This is a genomic window from Streptomyces sp. f51 (assembly GCF_037940415.1).
GTDB lineage: Bacteria > Actinomycetota > Actinomycetes > Streptomycetales > Streptomycetaceae > Streptomyces.
This window is the reverse complement of the sequence record NZ_CP149798.1, coordinates 5,180,533-5,196,331: the sequence shown is the minus strand read 5'-3', so window position 1 is coordinate 5,196,331 and position 15,799 is coordinate 5,180,533. Positions and strand designations below refer to the sequence as shown.

Annotated in this window: 14 protein-coding genes; 7 read left to right on the top strand and 7 right to left on the bottom strand. The window is 71.9% G+C overall.

Annotated features, from left to right (window positions below):
* Positions 1-58: 58 nt before the first annotated feature.
* The 3 genes from WJM95_RS22805 to WJM95_RS22795 all read right to left on the bottom strand — a co-directional run bounded on the left by WJM95_RS22805 (position 59) and on the right by WJM95_RS22795 (position 1,417).
* Positions 59-391 carry a thioredoxin domain-containing protein gene (locus tag WJM95_RS22805; RefSeq protein ID WP_339131631.1) on the bottom strand — a complete coding sequence of 111 codons (333 nt, stop codon included), beginning with the start codon at positions 389-391 and terminating at the stop codon, positions 59-61.
* Positions 388-816: a MerR family transcriptional regulator gene (locus tag WJM95_RS22800; RefSeq protein ID WP_339131630.1), complete on the bottom strand. Its 429-nt coding sequence runs from the start codon at positions 814-816 to the stop codon at positions 388-390. The genes WJM95_RS22805 and WJM95_RS22800 overlap by 4 nt, the downstream gene beginning before the upstream one ends.
* Positions 817-895: 79 nt before the next feature.
* Positions 896-1,417 carry an Lrp/AsnC family transcriptional regulator gene (locus WJM95_RS22795; RefSeq protein WP_339131629.1) on the bottom strand — a complete coding sequence of 174 codons (522 nt, stop codon included), beginning with the start codon at positions 1,415-1,417 and terminating at the stop codon, positions 896-898.
* 80 nt (positions 1,418-1,497) lie between these two features.
* On the opposite strand from WJM95_RS22795, the gene WJM95_RS22790 reads away from it, so the two are divergent.
* The gene (locus WJM95_RS22790; RefSeq protein ID WP_339131628.1) at positions 1,498-2,400 is read left to right on the top strand and encodes an NAD-dependent epimerase/dehydratase family protein; all 903 of its coding nucleotides are present in this window, start codon (positions 1,498-1,500) and stop codon (positions 2,398-2,400) included.
* 11 nt (positions 2,401-2,411) lie between these two features.
* Here the strand turns inward: WJM95_RS22790 and WJM95_RS22785 are convergent, their stop codons facing one another.
* Both WJM95_RS22785 and WJM95_RS22780 read right to left on the bottom strand, forming a co-directional pair.
* Entirely contained in the window at positions 2,412-3,176 is a 765-nt protein-coding gene (locus WJM95_RS22785; protein WP_339131627.1) for a DUF2127 domain-containing protein, read from the bottom strand.
* A gap of 68 nt (positions 3,177-3,244) precedes the next feature.
* On the bottom strand, positions 3,245-5,173 hold the full coding sequence (locus WJM95_RS22780) for an MFS transporter (RefSeq protein WP_339131626.1): 1,929 nt from the start codon (positions 5,171-5,173) through the stop codon (positions 3,245-3,247).
* A gap of 180 nt (positions 5,174-5,353) precedes the next feature.
* On the opposite strand from WJM95_RS22780, the gene WJM95_RS22775 reads away from it, so the two are divergent.
* Positions 5,354-5,971, top strand: coding sequence for a TetR/AcrR family transcriptional regulator (locus WJM95_RS22775; RefSeq protein WP_339135778.1), 618 nt, complete (start codon positions 5,354-5,356; stop codon positions 5,969-5,971).
* Between the two features lie 166 nt (positions 5,972-6,137).
* Here WJM95_RS22775 and WJM95_RS22770 read toward each other — a convergent pair whose 3' ends face one another.
* A complete protein-coding gene (locus WJM95_RS22770) occupies positions 6,138-7,574 on the bottom strand; it encodes a cation:dicarboxylase symporter family transporter (protein ID WP_339135776.1) in 1,437 nt (478 codons plus the stop codon).
* 182 nt (positions 7,575-7,756) lie between these two features.
* Between WJM95_RS22770 and WJM95_RS22765 the strand changes: the two genes are divergently transcribed.
* The 3 genes from WJM95_RS22765 (at position 7,757) to WJM95_RS22755 (ending at position 11,010) form a co-directional block, all read left to right on the top strand.
* Positions 7,757-9,484 (top strand): sensor histidine kinase, encoded by a 1,728-nt coding sequence (locus tag WJM95_RS22765; protein WP_339131625.1) that lies wholly within the window; start codon positions 7,757-7,759, stop codon positions 9,482-9,484.
* Complete coding sequence (locus WJM95_RS22760; protein WP_339131624.1) at positions 9,481-10,158, top strand: response regulator; 678 nt, start codon at positions 9,481-9,483, stop codon at positions 10,156-10,158. Before WJM95_RS22765 ends, WJM95_RS22760 begins: the two co-directional genes overlap by 4 nt.
* 222 nt (positions 10,159-10,380) lie before the next feature.
* Positions 10,381-11,010 carry a helix-turn-helix transcriptional regulator gene (locus WJM95_RS22755; RefSeq protein ID WP_339135774.1) on the top strand — a complete coding sequence of 210 codons (630 nt, stop codon included), beginning with the start codon at positions 10,381-10,383 and terminating at the stop codon, positions 11,008-11,010.
* Between the two features lie 101 nt (positions 11,011-11,111).
* Here WJM95_RS22755 and WJM95_RS22750 read toward each other — a convergent pair whose 3' ends face one another.
* Positions 11,112-12,137 (bottom strand): ATP-dependent 6-phosphofructokinase, encoded by a 1,026-nt coding sequence (locus tag WJM95_RS22750; RefSeq protein WP_339131623.1) that lies wholly within the window; start codon positions 12,135-12,137, stop codon positions 11,112-11,114.
* A 249-nt stretch (positions 12,138-12,386) separates the two neighbouring features.
* On the opposite strand from WJM95_RS22750, the gene pta reads away from it, so the two are divergent.
* Positions 12,387-14,477, top strand: coding sequence for a phosphate acetyltransferase (pta, locus tag WJM95_RS22745; protein WP_339131622.1), 2,091 nt, complete (start codon positions 12,387-12,389; stop codon positions 14,475-14,477).
* Between the two features lie 26 nt (positions 14,478-14,503).
* Positions 14,504-15,736 (top strand): acetate kinase, encoded by a 1,233-nt coding sequence (locus WJM95_RS22740; protein WP_339135772.1) that lies wholly within the window; start codon positions 14,504-14,506, stop codon positions 15,734-15,736.
* The last annotated feature ends 63 nt before the right edge of the window (positions 15,737-15,799 follow it).

Sequence of the window (15,799 nt, the reverse complement as noted above, 5' to 3'; positions counted from 1 at the left end):
CCCCCGGGCGCAATTGCCCAGGGGATTTTTTGTGTGCCGGCCCGTTCGCCGGGTGGGGTCAGAGCACGTCGTCCAGTTCCTGGAGCAGCCGTCGCTTGGCGCGGGCGCCCACCATCGACTTCACGGGCTCCCCGGCACGGAAGACCATGAACGTCGGCATCGAGAGCACTCCGTAGGCGAGCGTCGTCTCCGGATTGGTGTCGACGTCCAGCTGGACCACCTTGAGGCGGTCGCCCTCCTCGAAGGCCAGCTCGCTGAGCACGGGACCCATCTGCCGGCACGGCGGGCACCAGTCGGCCGTGAACTCCACCAGCACGGGCAGATCCGAGCCGATCACCTCCGCCCCGAAGTCCGCGTCCGTCACCTCGGCCACACCTGCCGCTCTGATCATCGCGTCCGCCCTCCCAGTTCGCACACGGGTTCCGGACCACCCGGGACCTCCGCGTCGGCCGCCAGCGCGTCCCGCGCCCGCTCCGCCCGTTCCAGCTGCTCGCCGACCTGCGCGCGCACCGAGCGCAGCTCGTCGATCAGCGCGTCGAGCTCGCCGAGCTTGCGCCGGTAGACCTCCAGGGACGCCGGGCACGAGTCGCCCTCGGGATGACCGGCCCGCAGGCACTCCACGAAGGGCCGCGTCTCCTCCAGGTCGAACCCGAAGTCCTGAAGGGTCCTGATCTGCCGGAGCAGCCGCAGATCGTGCTCGTCGTACGTGCGGTACCCGTTCTCGCCCCGCCGCGCGGGCAGCAGGCCCCGCGACTCGTAGTAGCGCAGGGTCCGCGTGGTCGTCCCGGCCCGTGCGGCCAGCTCGCCGATTCGCATGGCCCCGACGGTAGTCCTTGACGCCGACGTCAAGGCAAGCACGGGCGCCGGACGCCGGGGCGGGGCGGGGCGGGGCGGGTCAGCGCGCGGGGCGGGGCAGCAGCGGCTTGCGGTCCACCGGGGACGACAGCACGATCGAGGTCGTCGTCCGCCCCAGCGCGGAGGTCTGTTCCAGGACGTCCTCCAGATGGACCGTGTCCTCGACGGCGACCTTGAGGATCCAGCAGTCCTCGCCGACGACGTGGTGGGCCTCGGTGATCTCGGGACGGGCCAGCAGTTCCAGCGTCCGCGGGTGCCTGAGCGTGTAGCCGCCGTGCGGGTCGACACGGATGAAGGCCTGGATGCCGTAGCCGAGACGGGACGCCGACACCTGGGCGCCGTATCCCGTGATCGTGCCCGTCGCCTCCAGCCGGCGCACCCGCTCCGCGACCGCGGCCGGGCTCAGCCGGACGCGGCGGCCCAGCTCGCTGAGCTTGATGCGGCCCTCGCTCTGGAGCAGTTCCAGGATCTGCCGGTCGAGCGCGTCCAAGCCCGCCGTCGTTTCACCGGGGACGGCGCGCGGATGCCGTGTTTCCTTCGGTGCGAACGCCGGATCTCCCATGTCTCCCCCTTCGGAACCGGCCCGTGCGACAGGAGAATTATGACCACAGGCCGAAACAGGCCGAAAACAGGGAGAGCGGCATGCGGGAGATCTGCGTCATCGGCGGGAACCGGTATTTCGGAAAGCGTCTCATCGCCCGGCTGGTGGCGGCCGGTGACCGGGTCACCGTCGTCAACCGCGGTTCGTCCGCGCCGCCCGCCGGGACGGTCCATCTGATCGCGGACCGCGACGACGAGCAGTCCCTGCGGGAGGCGCTGGGCCCACGGGTGTTCGACGTGGTCGTCGACCAGGTCTGCTACACACCGCGACAGGCGGAGATCGCCCGCCGGGTCTTCGCGGAGCGCACCCGCCGGTACGTGATGACGTCGACGGTCGAGGTGTACGAGCACGAGGACACGGCGGAACCGGTCGGCGAGGGCGCCGTGGATCCCCGCGCCGTCGCGGTGGACGCCGGACTCCCCTGGGAGGAAACGGAGTTCCTCGACGCCCACTACGGCGAGGGCAAGCGGCAGGCGGAGGCCGTGTTCGCGGCCGCCCCGGCCTTCCCGTACGTGGCGGTGCGCGTCGCCCATGTGCTGGGCGGGGACGACGACTTCACCGGGCGGCTGGAGCACTACGCCGACCGCGTCCGCGCCGGGAGGCCGATCGCCGTGCCCGCCGTGAACCACCCGGCGACCTACATCCACGTCGAGGAGATCGCCGACTTCATGTTCTGGACGGTGGGCGAGGAGTTCACGGGACCCGTCAACGCGGCGTCCCACGGGTCCCTGACGACACGGGAGTTGTGCGAGGCGATCGGCGCGCGCCTCCCGGGGGGCCGGACGGTCCTTGAGCCCGTCGAGACGGGCGAGGTCTCCCCGTTCTCGTTCCGCCGTTCCTACGGCATGGACAACTCCCGGGCGGCCCGGCTCGGTTTCCCCTTCGGCGAGGCGCGGGAGTGGCTGCCGCGTGCCGTGGCCGAGACGCTCGGAACGGACCGCTGACCGGGCCGGGGTCAGACCATGACCCCGGCCGACTCCTCCACTTCCAGCAGGGACGCGCTCTGCCGCTCCGCCTCGAACGCCCTGTGCCCGCCGCGCAGGCCGAACAGCCGCTTGGCGAGGAGGATGTAGAGGACGGCGAGGATGTTCAGGACCAGCGTGGTGATCTTCAGCCAGCTGATGTGCTCGGTGAGTTCGTAGATCTCCAGCGGGAGGAACGCGGCGGTGGCGACGACCGTGAGGTACTCCGCCCAGCGCTTGGCGTACCAGAGCCCGACCGCCTCGACGAGCTCGATCAGCGCGTACGCCAGCAGCAGGCCCGCGACCAGCAGCAGCGTGGAGTGCTTGTAGCCGAAGGTCTTCTGGATGGTGCCGACGACCGGCGAGTGGTCGAGGTCGTAGTGGAAGTGCCGGAAGACCGGCCTGAGCACGTCGAGATACTCGTCGAAGAGCCGGCGCACCGCGTCCTGGCTGTTGCTGAACTTCCACACGGCGGCCGCGACCGCCACGATGAACACCCCGCGCACGGCCCGCTCGATCGCCAGGAAGCGCAGGATGAACAGGTCGCGGAGCACCTTGCCGCGCGGCACGAGCGGCGCCTCGGCCGCGGGGCCGGAGCCGTGCGGGGCGCCGAGGGCGAAGTCGCCGCAGCGCAGGCAGCGCCAGACCTCGCCGAGCGCGGTCTCGGCGTGCAGCCGCACCCGCAGGCGCGGGTCGTCCGGCGCGTAGGTGACGTGCCCCTTGCGCGCACACGTACGCCGGTCCCAGTCGATCTTCATGCTCGGTGTCCTCCGCAGAACGTGCCGTGCCGTGCCGGACGGTCCGGCACGGCACGGTAGTGCATGTTCTACGAGACGGCGGTCCGGGGGGTCACGGTTCCTGCCCCGGTCCCACCCTCGGTCCCACCCTCGCTCGCGCCCTCGTCCCCGACCCGCTTCTCGGCCTCGGCAGGCTTCTCGCCCCGGGCCTCGGCACCGGTCGAAGCCCCGGAGCCCACCCCGGCCTCGCTCCCGGTCCCGGACACGGTTCCCGCTTCGGACACGGTTGCGGCCGCGGACACGGACACGGTTCCGGCCGCGGACTCGGACACCGTTGCGACCTCGGACTCGGACACGGTTCCGGCCTCGGTCTCGGCGTCGACTTCGGCCTCCGCCTCCGTCCGCGCCCTGCGCGGCAGCAGTACCGCCACCAGTACGGTGCCCACGCCCAGGATCACCGCTCCGACGAGGCTGGTGTGGGCCACCGCGTCCGAGAAGGACGAGCCGACCGCGTCGGCCATCTGCCGTGCCCCGTCGGCGAGTTGACCGGCCTGCGTCTTCAACTGGGCCGCCTGCTCGGCGTTCGCCGACTGTGCGGCCTGCTCGCCGAGCTGCCGGGCCTTGTCGCCGATGCCCTGGGCGACGACGTACCCGGCGCCGACCGAGTCCTGCGCCGTGGTCAGGGCGCCCGCCGGGAGCCTGCTGCCCGCGGTCGCGTCGGCGAGGTGCGAGGAGTACGAACTCGCCAGCACCGAGCCGAGGATGGCGATGCCGAGCGAGCCGCCGAGTTCGAGCGAGGTGTCGTTGACGGCGCCGCCGACGCCGAGCTCGGCCTCGGGGAACGCGCCCATGATGGCGTCCGTGCAGGGCGACAGCGCGAGACCGATGGCGAGGCCGAGCATCACGAGGGGCAGGACGAGGTCGCCGTACGCCGAGGAGGCGTCCACCCGGGTGAGCAGCGCGAGCGCCACCGTGCCGCCGACCATGCCCGCGGTGACCGTGAACCTCATGCCGATGCGCGGAGTGAGGTAGCCGGTGAGCGCCGAGCCCACGAAGACGGCCCCGGCGAGCGGCAGCATCCGCACTCCGGTGTCCAGGGCGTCGTAACCGAGGACGAACTGGAGGTGCTGGGTGAGGTAGTAGAAGGCGCCGAAGACGGCCAGGAAGAAGAGGGCGACGGCGAGGTTCGAGCCGGCGAAGCGGCGGTTGGCGAAGCGCCGTACGTCGATGACCGGGCGCGGGTGGCGCAGCTCCCACAGGACGAAGAGGACCAGTCCGGCCCCGGCGACCACGGCGGCGGTCACGGCCTTGACGCCCCAGCCGAAGTGCGGCCCTTCGATGATCATGTAGACGAGCGAGCCGATCCAGACGACCGAGAGGAGCCCGCCGACGTAGTCGATGCGGTGGTGGTGCGCGGCCCTGGACGGCGGCACCAGGACCAGCGCGCCGACGATGGCGAGGGCGGCGATCGGCACGTTGATCAGGAACGTGGACGACCAGCCGTGGTGCTCCAGCAGGGCGCCGGCGACCAGCGGACCCGCGGCGATGGCGAGTCCGGCGGTGGCGGTCCACAGGACGATCGCCTTGGCCCGCTCGGCCCGCGGGAAGGTCGCGGCGAGCAGGGACAGGGTGGCCGGCATGATCAGCGCGGCGCCGACGCCCATGACGGCGCGGGCCGCGATGACCCCGGTGGAACTGCCGACGAGCGAACCGGCGACGGCGCCGCCGCCGAACACGACGAGCCCGAGGACGAGGGCGCCGCGGCGGCTGTACTTGTCGCCGATCGCGCCGAGCAGCAGCATCAGGGCCGCGTAGGGGACGGTGTAGCCGTCGATGACCCATTGCAGGTCGGCGCTGGACAGGCCGAGGTCCCGGGTCATGTCGGGAGCCGCGACCGTGAGGGCGGTGTTCGCCATCACGATGATCAGCAGGCTCAGGCAGAGGACCAGCAGCGCCCACCACCGCCTGGCGTAGGGCCGGTCCATCCTCTCGACCGGTTCGTTCATGACGAGACGCATGGCTACGGGTCGCCCTTCCTTCGTCGACGGGCGCGGAGATCGTCCGCACCAGAACTTGCACAGTGGAGTGCAACTGCACAACTCTGTGCAAGATACGAGATTGCACAGCACTGTGCAAATGAAGGAGGTCGAGACCCCGTGCCCCCAGGACAGGAGGCCGCCCGGTGGCGGGCGGGCAGAATGGCAGCCATGACCACGGGTAACCCGAGCCGCGCCGATGTGAACCGCCGCCGCATCCTGGACGTCGCACTCGCCGAACTGCTGCGTGACCCCGACGCGTCCATGGACCAGATCGCGCGGGCGGCGGGGGTCGTACGGCGTACGGTCTACGGGCATTTCCCGAGCCGCGAGGCACTGGTGGGCACCCTGACCGACGAGGCCGTGGCGGCCGTCGCGGCGGCGCACGCGGCGGGCCGCGAGGGGGTCGTGGACCCGGCCGAGTCGCTGGCCCGCTCGACCCTGGCCGTCTGGGAGATCGCCGACCGCTACCGCCTGCTGGTCGCCCTCGCCCAGCGCAGCGTGACGATGCAGGGCATCAGGGAACGTCTGACGCCGGTGCGCGAGGCCTGCGCGGAGATTCTCCGACGCGGCCTGGAACAGGGTGTGTTCGCCTCGCCGCTGCCTCCGTACGCGCTGGCGTACGTGCACGAGCAGACCCTGTTCGCCCTCATGGAGGCCGTGAACGACGGGCTCCTGGCGGCGGCGGAGGCGGGCGGCTCCGCCACGGTCACGATGCTGACCGCGGCGGGTGTGCCCGTCTCACGCGCCACCGAACTGGTGGCGAAGCTGAGCGGCTGAGCCCCGGAGGAGTCAGGGCCTCCGGGGACTCGGCCGTGCACCGGACGGCCGGGCCCGTGGGGGGATGCCCGGCCGTCCGGGCGTCCCTGGGCCCGTCGGGCGGGGAGTGCCGGACGGGCTCCAGGAGTTCCTGGGACGTGTGCGCAGTTCCTGGGACGTGTCCGCCCTACGCGGTGCTCGGTTCCTTCTCGCCGCCCTGCTCCGGGAGGTCCGCGCGGACGCCGGCGGAGGCGTCGGCGGAGGCATCGGTGTCGGCGTCGTCCAGCAGGGTCCTCTCGTCGAAGGGAAGCTCCCCGGCGAGGACGAGCGCGACCCGCTCCTTGTCGATCTCCTTCGTCCAGGTCCCGATCAGGACGGTCGCCACGGCGTTGCCCGCGAAGTTCGTCAGCGCGCGTGCCTCGCTCATGAACCGGTCGATGCCGACGATGAGCCCGACGCCGTCCACCAGGGCGGGCTTGTGCGACTGGAGGCCGCCGGCCAGCGTGGCCAGGCCGGCGCCGCTCACGCCCGCCGCGCCCTTGGACGCGACCAGCAGGAAGAGCAGGAGCGGGATCTGCTCCCCGACCGCCATCGGCGTGCCCATCGCGTCGGCGATGTAGAGCGAGGCCATGGTCATGTAGATCATCGTGCCGTCGAGGTTGAAGGAGTAGCCGGTCGGGACGGTGATCCCGACCACCGACTTGCCGACGCCCAGATGCTCCATCTTCGCGATGAGCCGCGGCAGGGCGGACTCGGAGGACGAGGTGGACAGGATCAGCAGGAACTCCCGGCCCAGATACCTCAGGAACGTCAGGATGTTCAGGCCCGTCACCACGCGCAGCAGCGTGCCGAGCACGACGAGGACGAAGATCAGGCAGGTGACGTAGAAACCGAGCATCAGCACGGCGAGGCTCTTGAGCGCGTCGACGCCCGCGGAGCCCGTGACGGCGGCGATGGCGCCGAACGCGCCGAGCGGGGCCGCCCACATGACCATGGCGAGGATCCGGAAGACGAGCCGCTGGATGTGCTCCACCCCGCGCAGCACCGGCTGCCCCGCCGCTCCCATCGCCTGGAGGGCGAACCCGGCCAGGAGCGCCACGAGCAGGGTCTGGAGCACCTGGCCCTCGGTGAACGCCGAGATCATCGTGGTCGGGATGATCGAGAGCACGAAGTCGACGGGCGGCAGCGCCTCCGCCGACACCTGGCCCTGCCCGGCCTGCTTGACCGCGTCGGTCATCGCCAGGCTGCTCCCCGGCTCCAGGATGTTGCCGACGACCAGGCCGATGGCGAGCGCGACCAGCGACATCACCAGGAAGTAGCCGAGCGCGATACCGCCGACGGCGCCGACCTTGGCGGCCTTGCGGACCGAGCCGATGCCCAGCACGATCGTGCAGAAGATGATCGGGGAGATCATCATCTTGATCAGGTTCACGAAGCCCGTGCCGATGGGCTTGAGCTCGACGGCGAAGTCGGGGGCGATCAGGCCCACCGCGATCCCGAGGATCACGGCGGCGATCACGGCGATGTACAGATAGTGCGTGCGGTCCCGTCTGGCGGCGGGTGCGGCAGGTGCGGTCTGCGGCGTGCTGGCCACGGCTGCCCTCCTTGACGACGTCGTCGGCATCATCCGGCGTGCGGCTCACGACCGGCGGAACCCGGTGTGCGGCTCACGACCGGGGATCCGGGAGGCAGGGCTCCCGGGGGGATGAGGGGACTATCTCCCGGCGTGTGAGGGCGGTCACCCTTCCGTTCATTGAGTTCACACGCCCCCGGGGCGCCCGCGCCGGGGCCAGGCACACTGAACGGATGCGTCTTCCCCGTGTCCCGCGACCCCGCAGCCTGGCCGGCCAGCTCTTCGGCATGCAGGCCGTGCTCATCGCGGTCCTCGTCGCCGGGTACGCGCTGTTCACCTACGTCGGCGACCGCGGCCAGGCCGAGGAGGCGGCGGGCCGCCAGGCGATGGCGGTCGCGCGCTCGGTCGCGGACGCCCCGTCCGTCCACGCGGCCATCGGCACCGCGGAGCCCACCCGGGCGCTCCAGCCGTACTCCCTGCGCGTCCAGCGGCACACCGGCGTCGACTTCGTGACGATCATGAATCCCCGGGGCATCCGCTGGACCCATCCCGACGAGAAGCTGATAGGCGGACACTTCCTCGGGCACATCGGCCCGGCGCTCGCGGGCAGGTCCTTCACGGAGACGTACACGGGCAGCCTCGGCGCCTCGGTGCGCGCGGTGACCCCGATCCAGCAGGACGGGCGGACCATCGGCCTGGTCAGCGCGGGCATCCGGGTCGAGGCCATCACCGAACGCGTCCAGGACCAGGTGACGGCCCTGATCGGGGCGGCGGCGGGCGCGCTGCTCCTGGGCGCCGTCGGCACCTACGTCATCAACGCCCGGCTGCGGCGCTCCACCCACGGCATGAACGCGGCCGAGCTGAGCCGGATGCACGACTACCACCAGGCCGCGCTGCACGCCGTGCGCGAGGGGCTGCTGATGCTGGACGGCCAGTTCCGGGTGGCGCTCATGAACGACGGCGGGCGCGAACTGCTCGGGGTCACCGACGACGTGGTCGGCCGTTCGGTGGCCGAACTCGGGCTGCCCGCGCCGCTGACGGGCGCGCTGCTGTCGGCGGAGCCCCGCGTGGACGAGGTCCATCCGACGGACACGCGCGTGCTGGTCGTGAACACCTCCCCGGTGTCCGGCGGCGAACGGCGCGGCACGGTGGTCACCCTGCGCGACGTGACCGAACTCCAGGCGCTGACCGGCGAACTGGACTCCGAGCGCGGCTTCTCCCAGGCGCTGCGCTCGCAGGCGCACGAGGCGGCCAACCGGCTGCACACGATGGTCTCCCTCATCGAACTGGGCCGCGCCGAGGAGGCGGTGGAGTTCGCCACCGCCGAACTGGAACTGGCGCAGGCCCTCACCGACGAGGTGATCTCCGCGGTCGGCGAACCGGTCCTGGCGGCGCTGCTGCTGGGCAAGGCCGCGCAGGCGAACGAGCGCGGGGTGGAGCTCGTCGTCTCCGAGGACAGCGGCATCGACGACGGGCTGCTCCCGGCCGCGCTCACCCCGCGCGACCTGGTCACCGTGCTCGGCAATCTGATCGACAACGCGATGGACGCGGCGCAGGCGACGGTGGGCGCGCGCGTCACGGTGACGGCGTTCACCGGGGAGTCGGCCCTGGTGCTGCGGGTCGCCGACACCGGCTCCGGGGTCGACCCCGCGCACACCGAGCGGGTCTTCCAGCACGGCTGGTCCACGAAACCGGCGGGCCCCGGCGGGCGCGGTCTCGGCCTGGCCCTGGCCCGGCAGACGGTGCTCCGCCACGGGGGCACCCTTGAGGTGCGCGAAGGGGCCGCCGGCGGAGCCGAGTTCGAGGTGCGCCTGCCCCTGCCGGCACCGGCCGCCGCCCCGGCTCCCGGCACCGGCCCCACCCCGGACCCGGTCGCGGAAGCCACGCCGGGCACCGGCGCCGTCCCGCGTGCGCGGTCCGTCCAGTCGTCCGAGTCCGTTCTTCCGGGAGGCGGCGCATGAGCGATCCGATCCGCGTGCTCGTCGTCGAGGACGACCCCGTGGCCGCCGACGCGCACGTCCTGTACGTCGGCCGGGTGCCCGGGTTCACGGCGGTGGGCAAGGTCCACACCGGTGCCGAGGCGCGCCGGGCGCTGGACCGCACCCCCGTGGACCTGCTGCTCCTCGACCTGCATCTGCCGGACACACACGGCCTCCGGCTCGCGCGCTCGCTGCGGGCCGCGGGCCATCACGCCGACGTGATAGCGGTGACCTCCGCGCGGGACCTGGCCGTCGTACGGGAGGGGGTGTCGCTCGGGGTCGTGCAGTACGTGCTCAAGCCGTTCACCTTCGCCACCCTGCGCGACCGGCTGATCCGGTACGCGGAGTTCCGCGCGGCGGCCGGTGAGGCCAGCGGACAGGCGGAGGTGGACCGCGCGCTGGCCGCCCTGCGCGCCCCCGGACCGGCGGCGCTGCCCAAGGGCCTGAGCGCGCCGACCCTGGAACGCGTGACCGTGACCCTCAGGGACCACCCCGGCGGGCTGACGGCGGCCGGGGCGGCCGAGGCCGTCGGCATCTCCCGGATCACGGCCCGGCGCTATCTGGAACACCTGGTGGAGGCCGGCCGCGCGGCACGGGCCCCGCAGTACGGGACGGTCGGGCGGCCGGAGCTCCAGTACCGCTGGGTGAGGAGCTGACCTGCCGGTGCGGGTGCCGCCCGGCCGCCCTCTCGTACGACAGGGCGAATTCCGGACCGCGACCGAAACCGTATGTTCCTACAATCTGTGATTGTGGCCGAACAGTCCGTAGTCATCGCTGCCCCCGGCCCATAGCTTGTGCGCGTGCACCGACCGCAAGACCAACAGCCCACCCCGCCCTTCAACGCCCCCGCCGCCCGAAGACTGCGGGCAGCACTCGGAATGGGGCCCGAGCACGTCGCGTACGGTCTGAGAGCCTCGTACGGGCTGCCCTACGCGACACCCGATCTGGTCATAGCCTGGGAGCGCGGCGCGGCGGCGCCGAGCAGTCCCGAACTCACCGCGCTGGCCGGTGTGTTGTGGTGCTCCGCGGGTGAACTCATAGGCGCGCCGCGGACGTTGCGCGAACACCGTCTCGCCCGCGAACTGGCGGCGGAGGACGTGGCACACGCCGTCGGGATCGGACTCCTCGCCTACGAGCGGATGGAGGAGTCGGGGACCTGGCGCGGCAACGACCGGCAGTCGACCGCTCTGGCCCAGGTGCTCGACCTCTCGCTGCCCGACTTCATCACCGTGACGGGCCGCGACGGCCGGCTCGGCGACCTGCTGCGCAGCGCGGTGACGACGCGATGGCAGGCCTATGTGCGCCCGGTCGCGAAGATGGTGCCGCTGGAACGCGGCCTCCTGGAGGCCGTGCTGGAGGAGCTGCACACCGGCTACCAGGGGCAGATGGCCGCGACCCTGAACTGGGGCGGCGGTCCGGCCGCCACCGGATCCGGCGAGTCCGGCCGGGACTTCCTCGACCGGGTCGTCGATCATTTCTGGACAGCCGTCCGCGGCAGCTCGTACTGAGGTCCCGGACCCGCGCGCGACGGCGGCCCGGGCGCACACCGCGCCCGGGCCGCCGTCGGACCGTCTTCCGCATCCGGACTCCGGGTCCGGACCCCGGAGGTCTAGAAGACCGACTCCGCCTCGTCCATCCGGTCCTTCGGCACGGTCTTCAGTTCGGTGGTCGCGTCCGCGAGCGGCACCATCTCGATGTCCGTGCCGCGCAGCGCGGTCATCCTGCCGAAGTCGCCCCGGTGCGCGGCCTCGACGGCGTGCCAGCCGAAGCGGGTGGCGAGGACACGGTCGTACGCGGTCGGCGAGCCGCCGCGCTGGACGTGGCCGAGGATGACCGGCTTGGCCTCCTTGCCGAGGCGGCGCTCCAGCTCGTAGGCGAGGGCCGTGCCGATGCCCTGGAAACGCTCGTGGCCGAACTGGTCGATCTCGCCGTGGCCGTAGTCCATGGTGCCCTCGGCGGGGTGGGCGCCCTCGGCGACACAGATGACGGCGAACCGCTTGCCGCGGGAGAAGCGCTCCTCGACCATCGCGACCAGGTCGGACGGGTCGAAGGGACGCTCGGGCAGACAGATGCCGTGGGCACCGGCGGCCATGCCGGACTCCAGGGCGATCCAGCCCGCGTGCCGGCCCATGACCTCGACGACCATCACACGCTGGTGGGACTCGGCCGTCGTCTTCAGCCGGTCCATGGCCTCCGTGGCGACACCGACGGCGGTGTCGAAGCCGAAGGTGCGGTCCGTCGCGGAGATGTCGTTGTCGATGGTCTTCGGCACACCGACCACCGGCAGGCCCGCGTCCGACAGCATCCGGGCCGCCGTGAGCGTGCCCTCGCCGCCGATCGGGATGAGCGCGTCGATCCCGAACTCGCGTGCCATGTCCTGAGCGTTGTCGCACGCCTCGCGGAGCCGGTCGCGCTGGAGCCGGGAGGAGCCGAGAATGGTGCCGCCACGGGCGAGGATGCCGCTGACGGCGTTGAGGTCGAGGGTGCGGTAGTGGCCGTCGAGGAGCCCGGCGTAGCCGTCCTCGAAGCCGATGACCTCGTCGCCGAAGTTGGTGACCGCTCGGTGCACGACCGACCGGATCACTGCGTTCAGGCCAGGGCAGTCGCCGCCTGCCGTGAGAACTCCGATGCGCATCGTGCTGTGTCTCCCGCTCCCTGCTGGTTCGTGTGAGCCGCTTCGATTGTTTCACGGCCGGGGGTGCGGCGCCGATTCCGTCCACCGCCCGCCGCGCCACAGCACGCCCCCGCCCCGCCGACCGGCACACTTGCCCTGGCGGGCGCCTTAGCCAGCGCCGGAGGTATTGTCAAGAGGGTTCTGCTCACGTTGGTGGGCCCTTTTTCCGAGCCCAGAAATCAGCCTGGCGACGAAGGATGGAGAGCACGCGTGACGCGCAGCGTGTACGTGACCGGGATCGACCGAGGCGACGGCCGGCAGGTCGTCGAACTGGGGGTCATGGAGCTCCTGACCCGCCAGGTCGACCGGGTGGGGGTGTTCCGTCCGCTCGTGCACGACGGTCCCGACCGGCTCTTCGAGCTGCTGCGGGCCCGCTACCGGCTGGCGCAGGACCCCGCGACGGTGTACGGCATGGACTACCGGGAGGCGTCCGCGCTCCAGGCCGAGCAGGGCACCGACGAGCTGGTGTCCACGCTCGTCGACCGGTTCCACCTGGTCGCCCGCGACTACGACGTCGTCCTCGTCCTCGGCACCGACTTCGCCGCCACCCAGCTCCCCGACGAACTGGCGCTCAACGCCCGGCTGGCGAACGAGTTCGCGGCGTCCGTGCTGCCGGTCGTCGGCGGCGGGGGCCAGAGCGCCGAGTCGGTGCGCGCCGAGACCCGCAACGCCTACCGCGCCTACGACGGCCTGGGGTGCGACGTCCTCGCCATGGTGGTCAACCGGGTGGCCCCCGAGGACCGGGCGGAGATCGCGGAACGGCTCGACTCCCGTCTGCCGGTGCCCTGTTACGTCCTCCCGGACGAACCCGCGCTGTCCGCGCCCACGGTCGCCCAGATCACCCACGCGCTCGGCGGCACGGTGCTGCTCGGCGACGACGCGGGGCTCGCCCGTGACGCGCTGGACTTCGTCTTCGGCGGCGCGATGCTGCCGAACTTCCTGTCGGCGCTGACCCCGGGATGCCTCGTGGTCACCCCGGGGGACCGGGCCGACCTGGTGATCGGCTCGCTCGCCGCGCACAGCGCCGGCACCCCGCCGATAGCCGGCATCCTGCTCACCCTGGACGAGAAGCCGAGCAGCGAGATCCTCACGCTGGCGGCCCGCCTCGCGCCCGGCACCCCGGTCGTCTCGGTGACCGGGAACTCCTTCCCCACCGCCGAGGCGCTCTTCGCCCTGGAGGGCAAGCTGAACGCGGCGACGCCGCGCAAGGCGGAGACCGCCCTCGGCCTGTTCGAGCGTCATGTGGACACCGCAGACCTGCTCAAGCGGGTCTCCGCGCCCAGCAGCGACCGGCTCACCCCGATGATGTTCGAGCACCAGCTCCTGGAGCAGGCCCGCTCCGACCGGCGCCGTGTCGTGCTGCCCGAGGGCACCGAGGAGCGGGTGCTGCACGCCGCCGAGGTGCTGCTGCGCCGGGGTGTGTGCGATCTGACCCTGCTCGGGCCCGTCGACCAGATCCGCAAGAAGGCCGCCGACCTCGGCATCGACGTCAGCGCCACCCAGCTGATCGACCCTCAGACGTCGCCGCTGCGGGACTCCTTCGCCGAGAAGTACGCCGAACTGCGGGCCCACAAGGGCGTCACGGTGGAACTGGCCTACGACGTGGTCGCGGACGTGAACTACTTCGGGACGCTGATGGTGCAGGAGGGCCTCGCCGACGGGATGGTGTCGGGGGCCGTGCACTCGACGGCGGCGACGATCCGGCCCGCGTTCGAGATCATCAAGACCCGGCCGGAGTCGAGGATCGTCTCGTCCGTCTTCTTCATGTGCCTGGCCGACAAGGTCCTGGTCTACGGCGACTGCGCGGTCAACCCCGACCCGGACGCCGAGCAGCTGTGCGACATCGCCATCTCCTCGGCCGCGACCGCGGAGCAGTTCGGCGTCGAGCCGCGGATCGCGATGCTGTCGTACTCCACGGGCACCTCGGGTTCGGGCGCCGACGTCGACAAGGTGCGCGAGGCGACCGAGCTGGTGCGCGCGCGCCGCGGCGACCTGCGGATCGAGGGGCCGATCCAGTACGACGCCGCCGTCGAGCCCTCGGTCGCGGCGACCAAGCTGCCGGAGTCGAAGGTCGCGGGACAGGCGTCCGTGCTGATCTTCCCCGACCTCAACACGGGCAACAACACCTACAAGGCCGTGCAGCGTTCGGCCGGCGCGATCGCCGTCGGACCGGTGCTCCAGGGTCTGCGCAAGCCCGTCAACGACCTGTCCCGCGGCGCGCTCGTCCAGGACATCGTCAACACGGTCGCCATCACGGCGATCCAGTCCCAGACCCCCGACCGGAAGGCTGCCGTTCAGTGAGCGACCGTCCCGACCCCTCGGCCGCCGTGCCCGAGGAGCCCGCCTCCCCGCAGGCCGTGCGGATCCTCGTCCTCAACTCCGGCTCGTCGTCGGTGAAGTACCAGCTGCTCGACATGCGTGACGGCACCCGGCTGGCCGTCGGCCTCGTCGAGCGGATCGGCGAGGGGACCTCCCTGCTGCGGCACACCACGCGCACGACGGGCGAGACCCGCGAGCGGGCCGACACGTTCGCCGACCACGAGGCCGCGCTGAAGGCGATGGCCGAGGAACTCGCGGTGGACGGGCTCGGCCTGGACTCCCCCGAACTCGCCGCCATCGGCCACCGGGTGGTGCACGGCGGACGGGCGTTCACCGAGCCGACGGTCATCGACGCGGAGGTCCTCGCGGAGATCGAGCGGCTGATCCCGGTCGCCCCCCTGCACAACCCGGCGAACCTCACCGGCATCCGCACGGCGATGGCGCTGCGCCCCGACCTGCCCCAGGTCGCCATCTTCGACACGGCGTTCCACACGACGATGCCGGAGGCGGCCGCGCGCTACGCGATCGACGTGGCGACGGCCGACGAACACCGCATCCGCCGGTACGGGTTCCACGGCACCTCGCACGCCTACGTCTCCAGGACGACCGCCGAACTCCTCGGCAAGGCGCCCGAGGAGGTCAACGTCATCGTGCTGCACCTGGGCAACGGGGCCTCGGCGTCCGCGGTCAGGGGCGGGCGGTGCGTGGACACCTCGATGGGGCTGACCCCGCTGGAGGGGCTGGTGATGGGAACGCGGTCCGGCGACGTGGACCCGGCCGTCATCTTCCATTTGGAGCGCGTTGGCAACATGTCCACGGACGAGATCGACACTCTTCTCAACAAGAGGAGCGGGCTGATCGGTCTGTGCGGCGACAACGACATGCGGGAGATCCGCCGCCGTGTCGACGAGGGCGACGAGCGGGCCCGGCTCGCCTTCGACATCTATATCCACCGGCTGAAGAAGTACATCGGCGCCTACTACGCGGTCCTGGGCCGCGTGGACGCCGTGGCCTTCACCGCCGGGGTGGGCGAGAACGCCGCCCCGGTGCGCGAGGCCGCGATCAGGGGCCTGGAGGAACTGGGGCTCGCGGTCGACGGCGAACTGAACGCCGTGCGCGGAGGGGAGCCGCGGCTCATCTCGCCGCCGTACGCGCGCGTCGCGGTCGCCGTGGTGCCCACGGACGAGGAACTGGAGATCGCCACACAGACGTACGCACTGGTCGGAAAAGGCGATGCCTGAGCGGGGCGGAGAGCCACGCCTGAGCGACCGCCCGCCCATTTGTATCTTCCGCCAGACGGAATA

What these genes read in the sequence shown, in the direction of transcription:
- WJM95_RS22805 (WP_339131631.1), bottom strand. Translation starts at nt 391, where the DNA reads ATGATCAGAGCGGCAGGTGTGGCCGAGGTGACGGACGCGGACTTCGGG.
- WJM95_RS22765 (WP_339131625.1), top strand. Translation starts at nt 7,757, where the DNA reads ATGCGTCTTCCCCGTGTCCCGCGACCCCGCAGCCTGGCCGGCCAGCTC.
- WJM95_RS22760 (WP_339131624.1), top strand. Translation starts at nt 9,481, where the DNA reads ATGAGCGATCCGATCCGCGTGCTCGTCGTCGAGGACGACCCCGTGGCC.
- WJM95_RS22785 (WP_339131627.1), bottom strand. Translation starts at nt 3,176, where the DNA reads ATGAAGATCGACTGGGACCGGCGTACGTGTGCGCGCAAGGGGCACGTC.
- WJM95_RS22750 (WP_339131623.1), bottom strand. Translation starts at nt 12,137, where the DNA reads ATGCGCATCGGAGTTCTCACGGCAGGCGGCGACTGCCCTGGCCTGAAC.
- WJM95_RS22755 (WP_339135774.1), top strand. Translation starts at nt 10,381, where the DNA reads ATGGGGCCCGAGCACGTCGCGTACGGTCTGAGAGCCTCGTACGGGCTG.
- WJM95_RS22770 (WP_339135776.1), bottom strand. Translation starts at nt 7,574, where the DNA reads ATGCCGACGACGTCGTCAAGGAGGGCAGCCGTGGCCAGCACGCCGCAG.
- WJM95_RS22780 (WP_339131626.1), bottom strand. Translation starts at nt 5,173, where the DNA reads ATGCGTCTCGTCATGAACGAACCGGTCGAGAGGATGGACCGGCCCTAC.
- WJM95_RS22795 (WP_339131629.1), bottom strand. Translation starts at nt 1,417, where the DNA reads ATGGGAGATCCGGCGTTCGCACCGAAGGAAACACGGCATCCGCGCGCC.
- WJM95_RS22790 (WP_339131628.1), top strand. Translation starts at nt 1,498, where the DNA reads ATGCGGGAGATCTGCGTCATCGGCGGGAACCGGTATTTCGGAAAGCGT.
- WJM95_RS22775 (WP_339135778.1), top strand. Translation starts at nt 5,354, where the DNA reads ATGGCAGCCATGACCACGGGTAACCCGAGCCGCGCCGATGTGAACCGC.
- WJM95_RS22800 (WP_339131630.1), bottom strand. Translation starts at nt 816, where the DNA reads ATGCGAATCGGCGAGCTGGCCGCACGGGCCGGGACGACCACGCGGACC.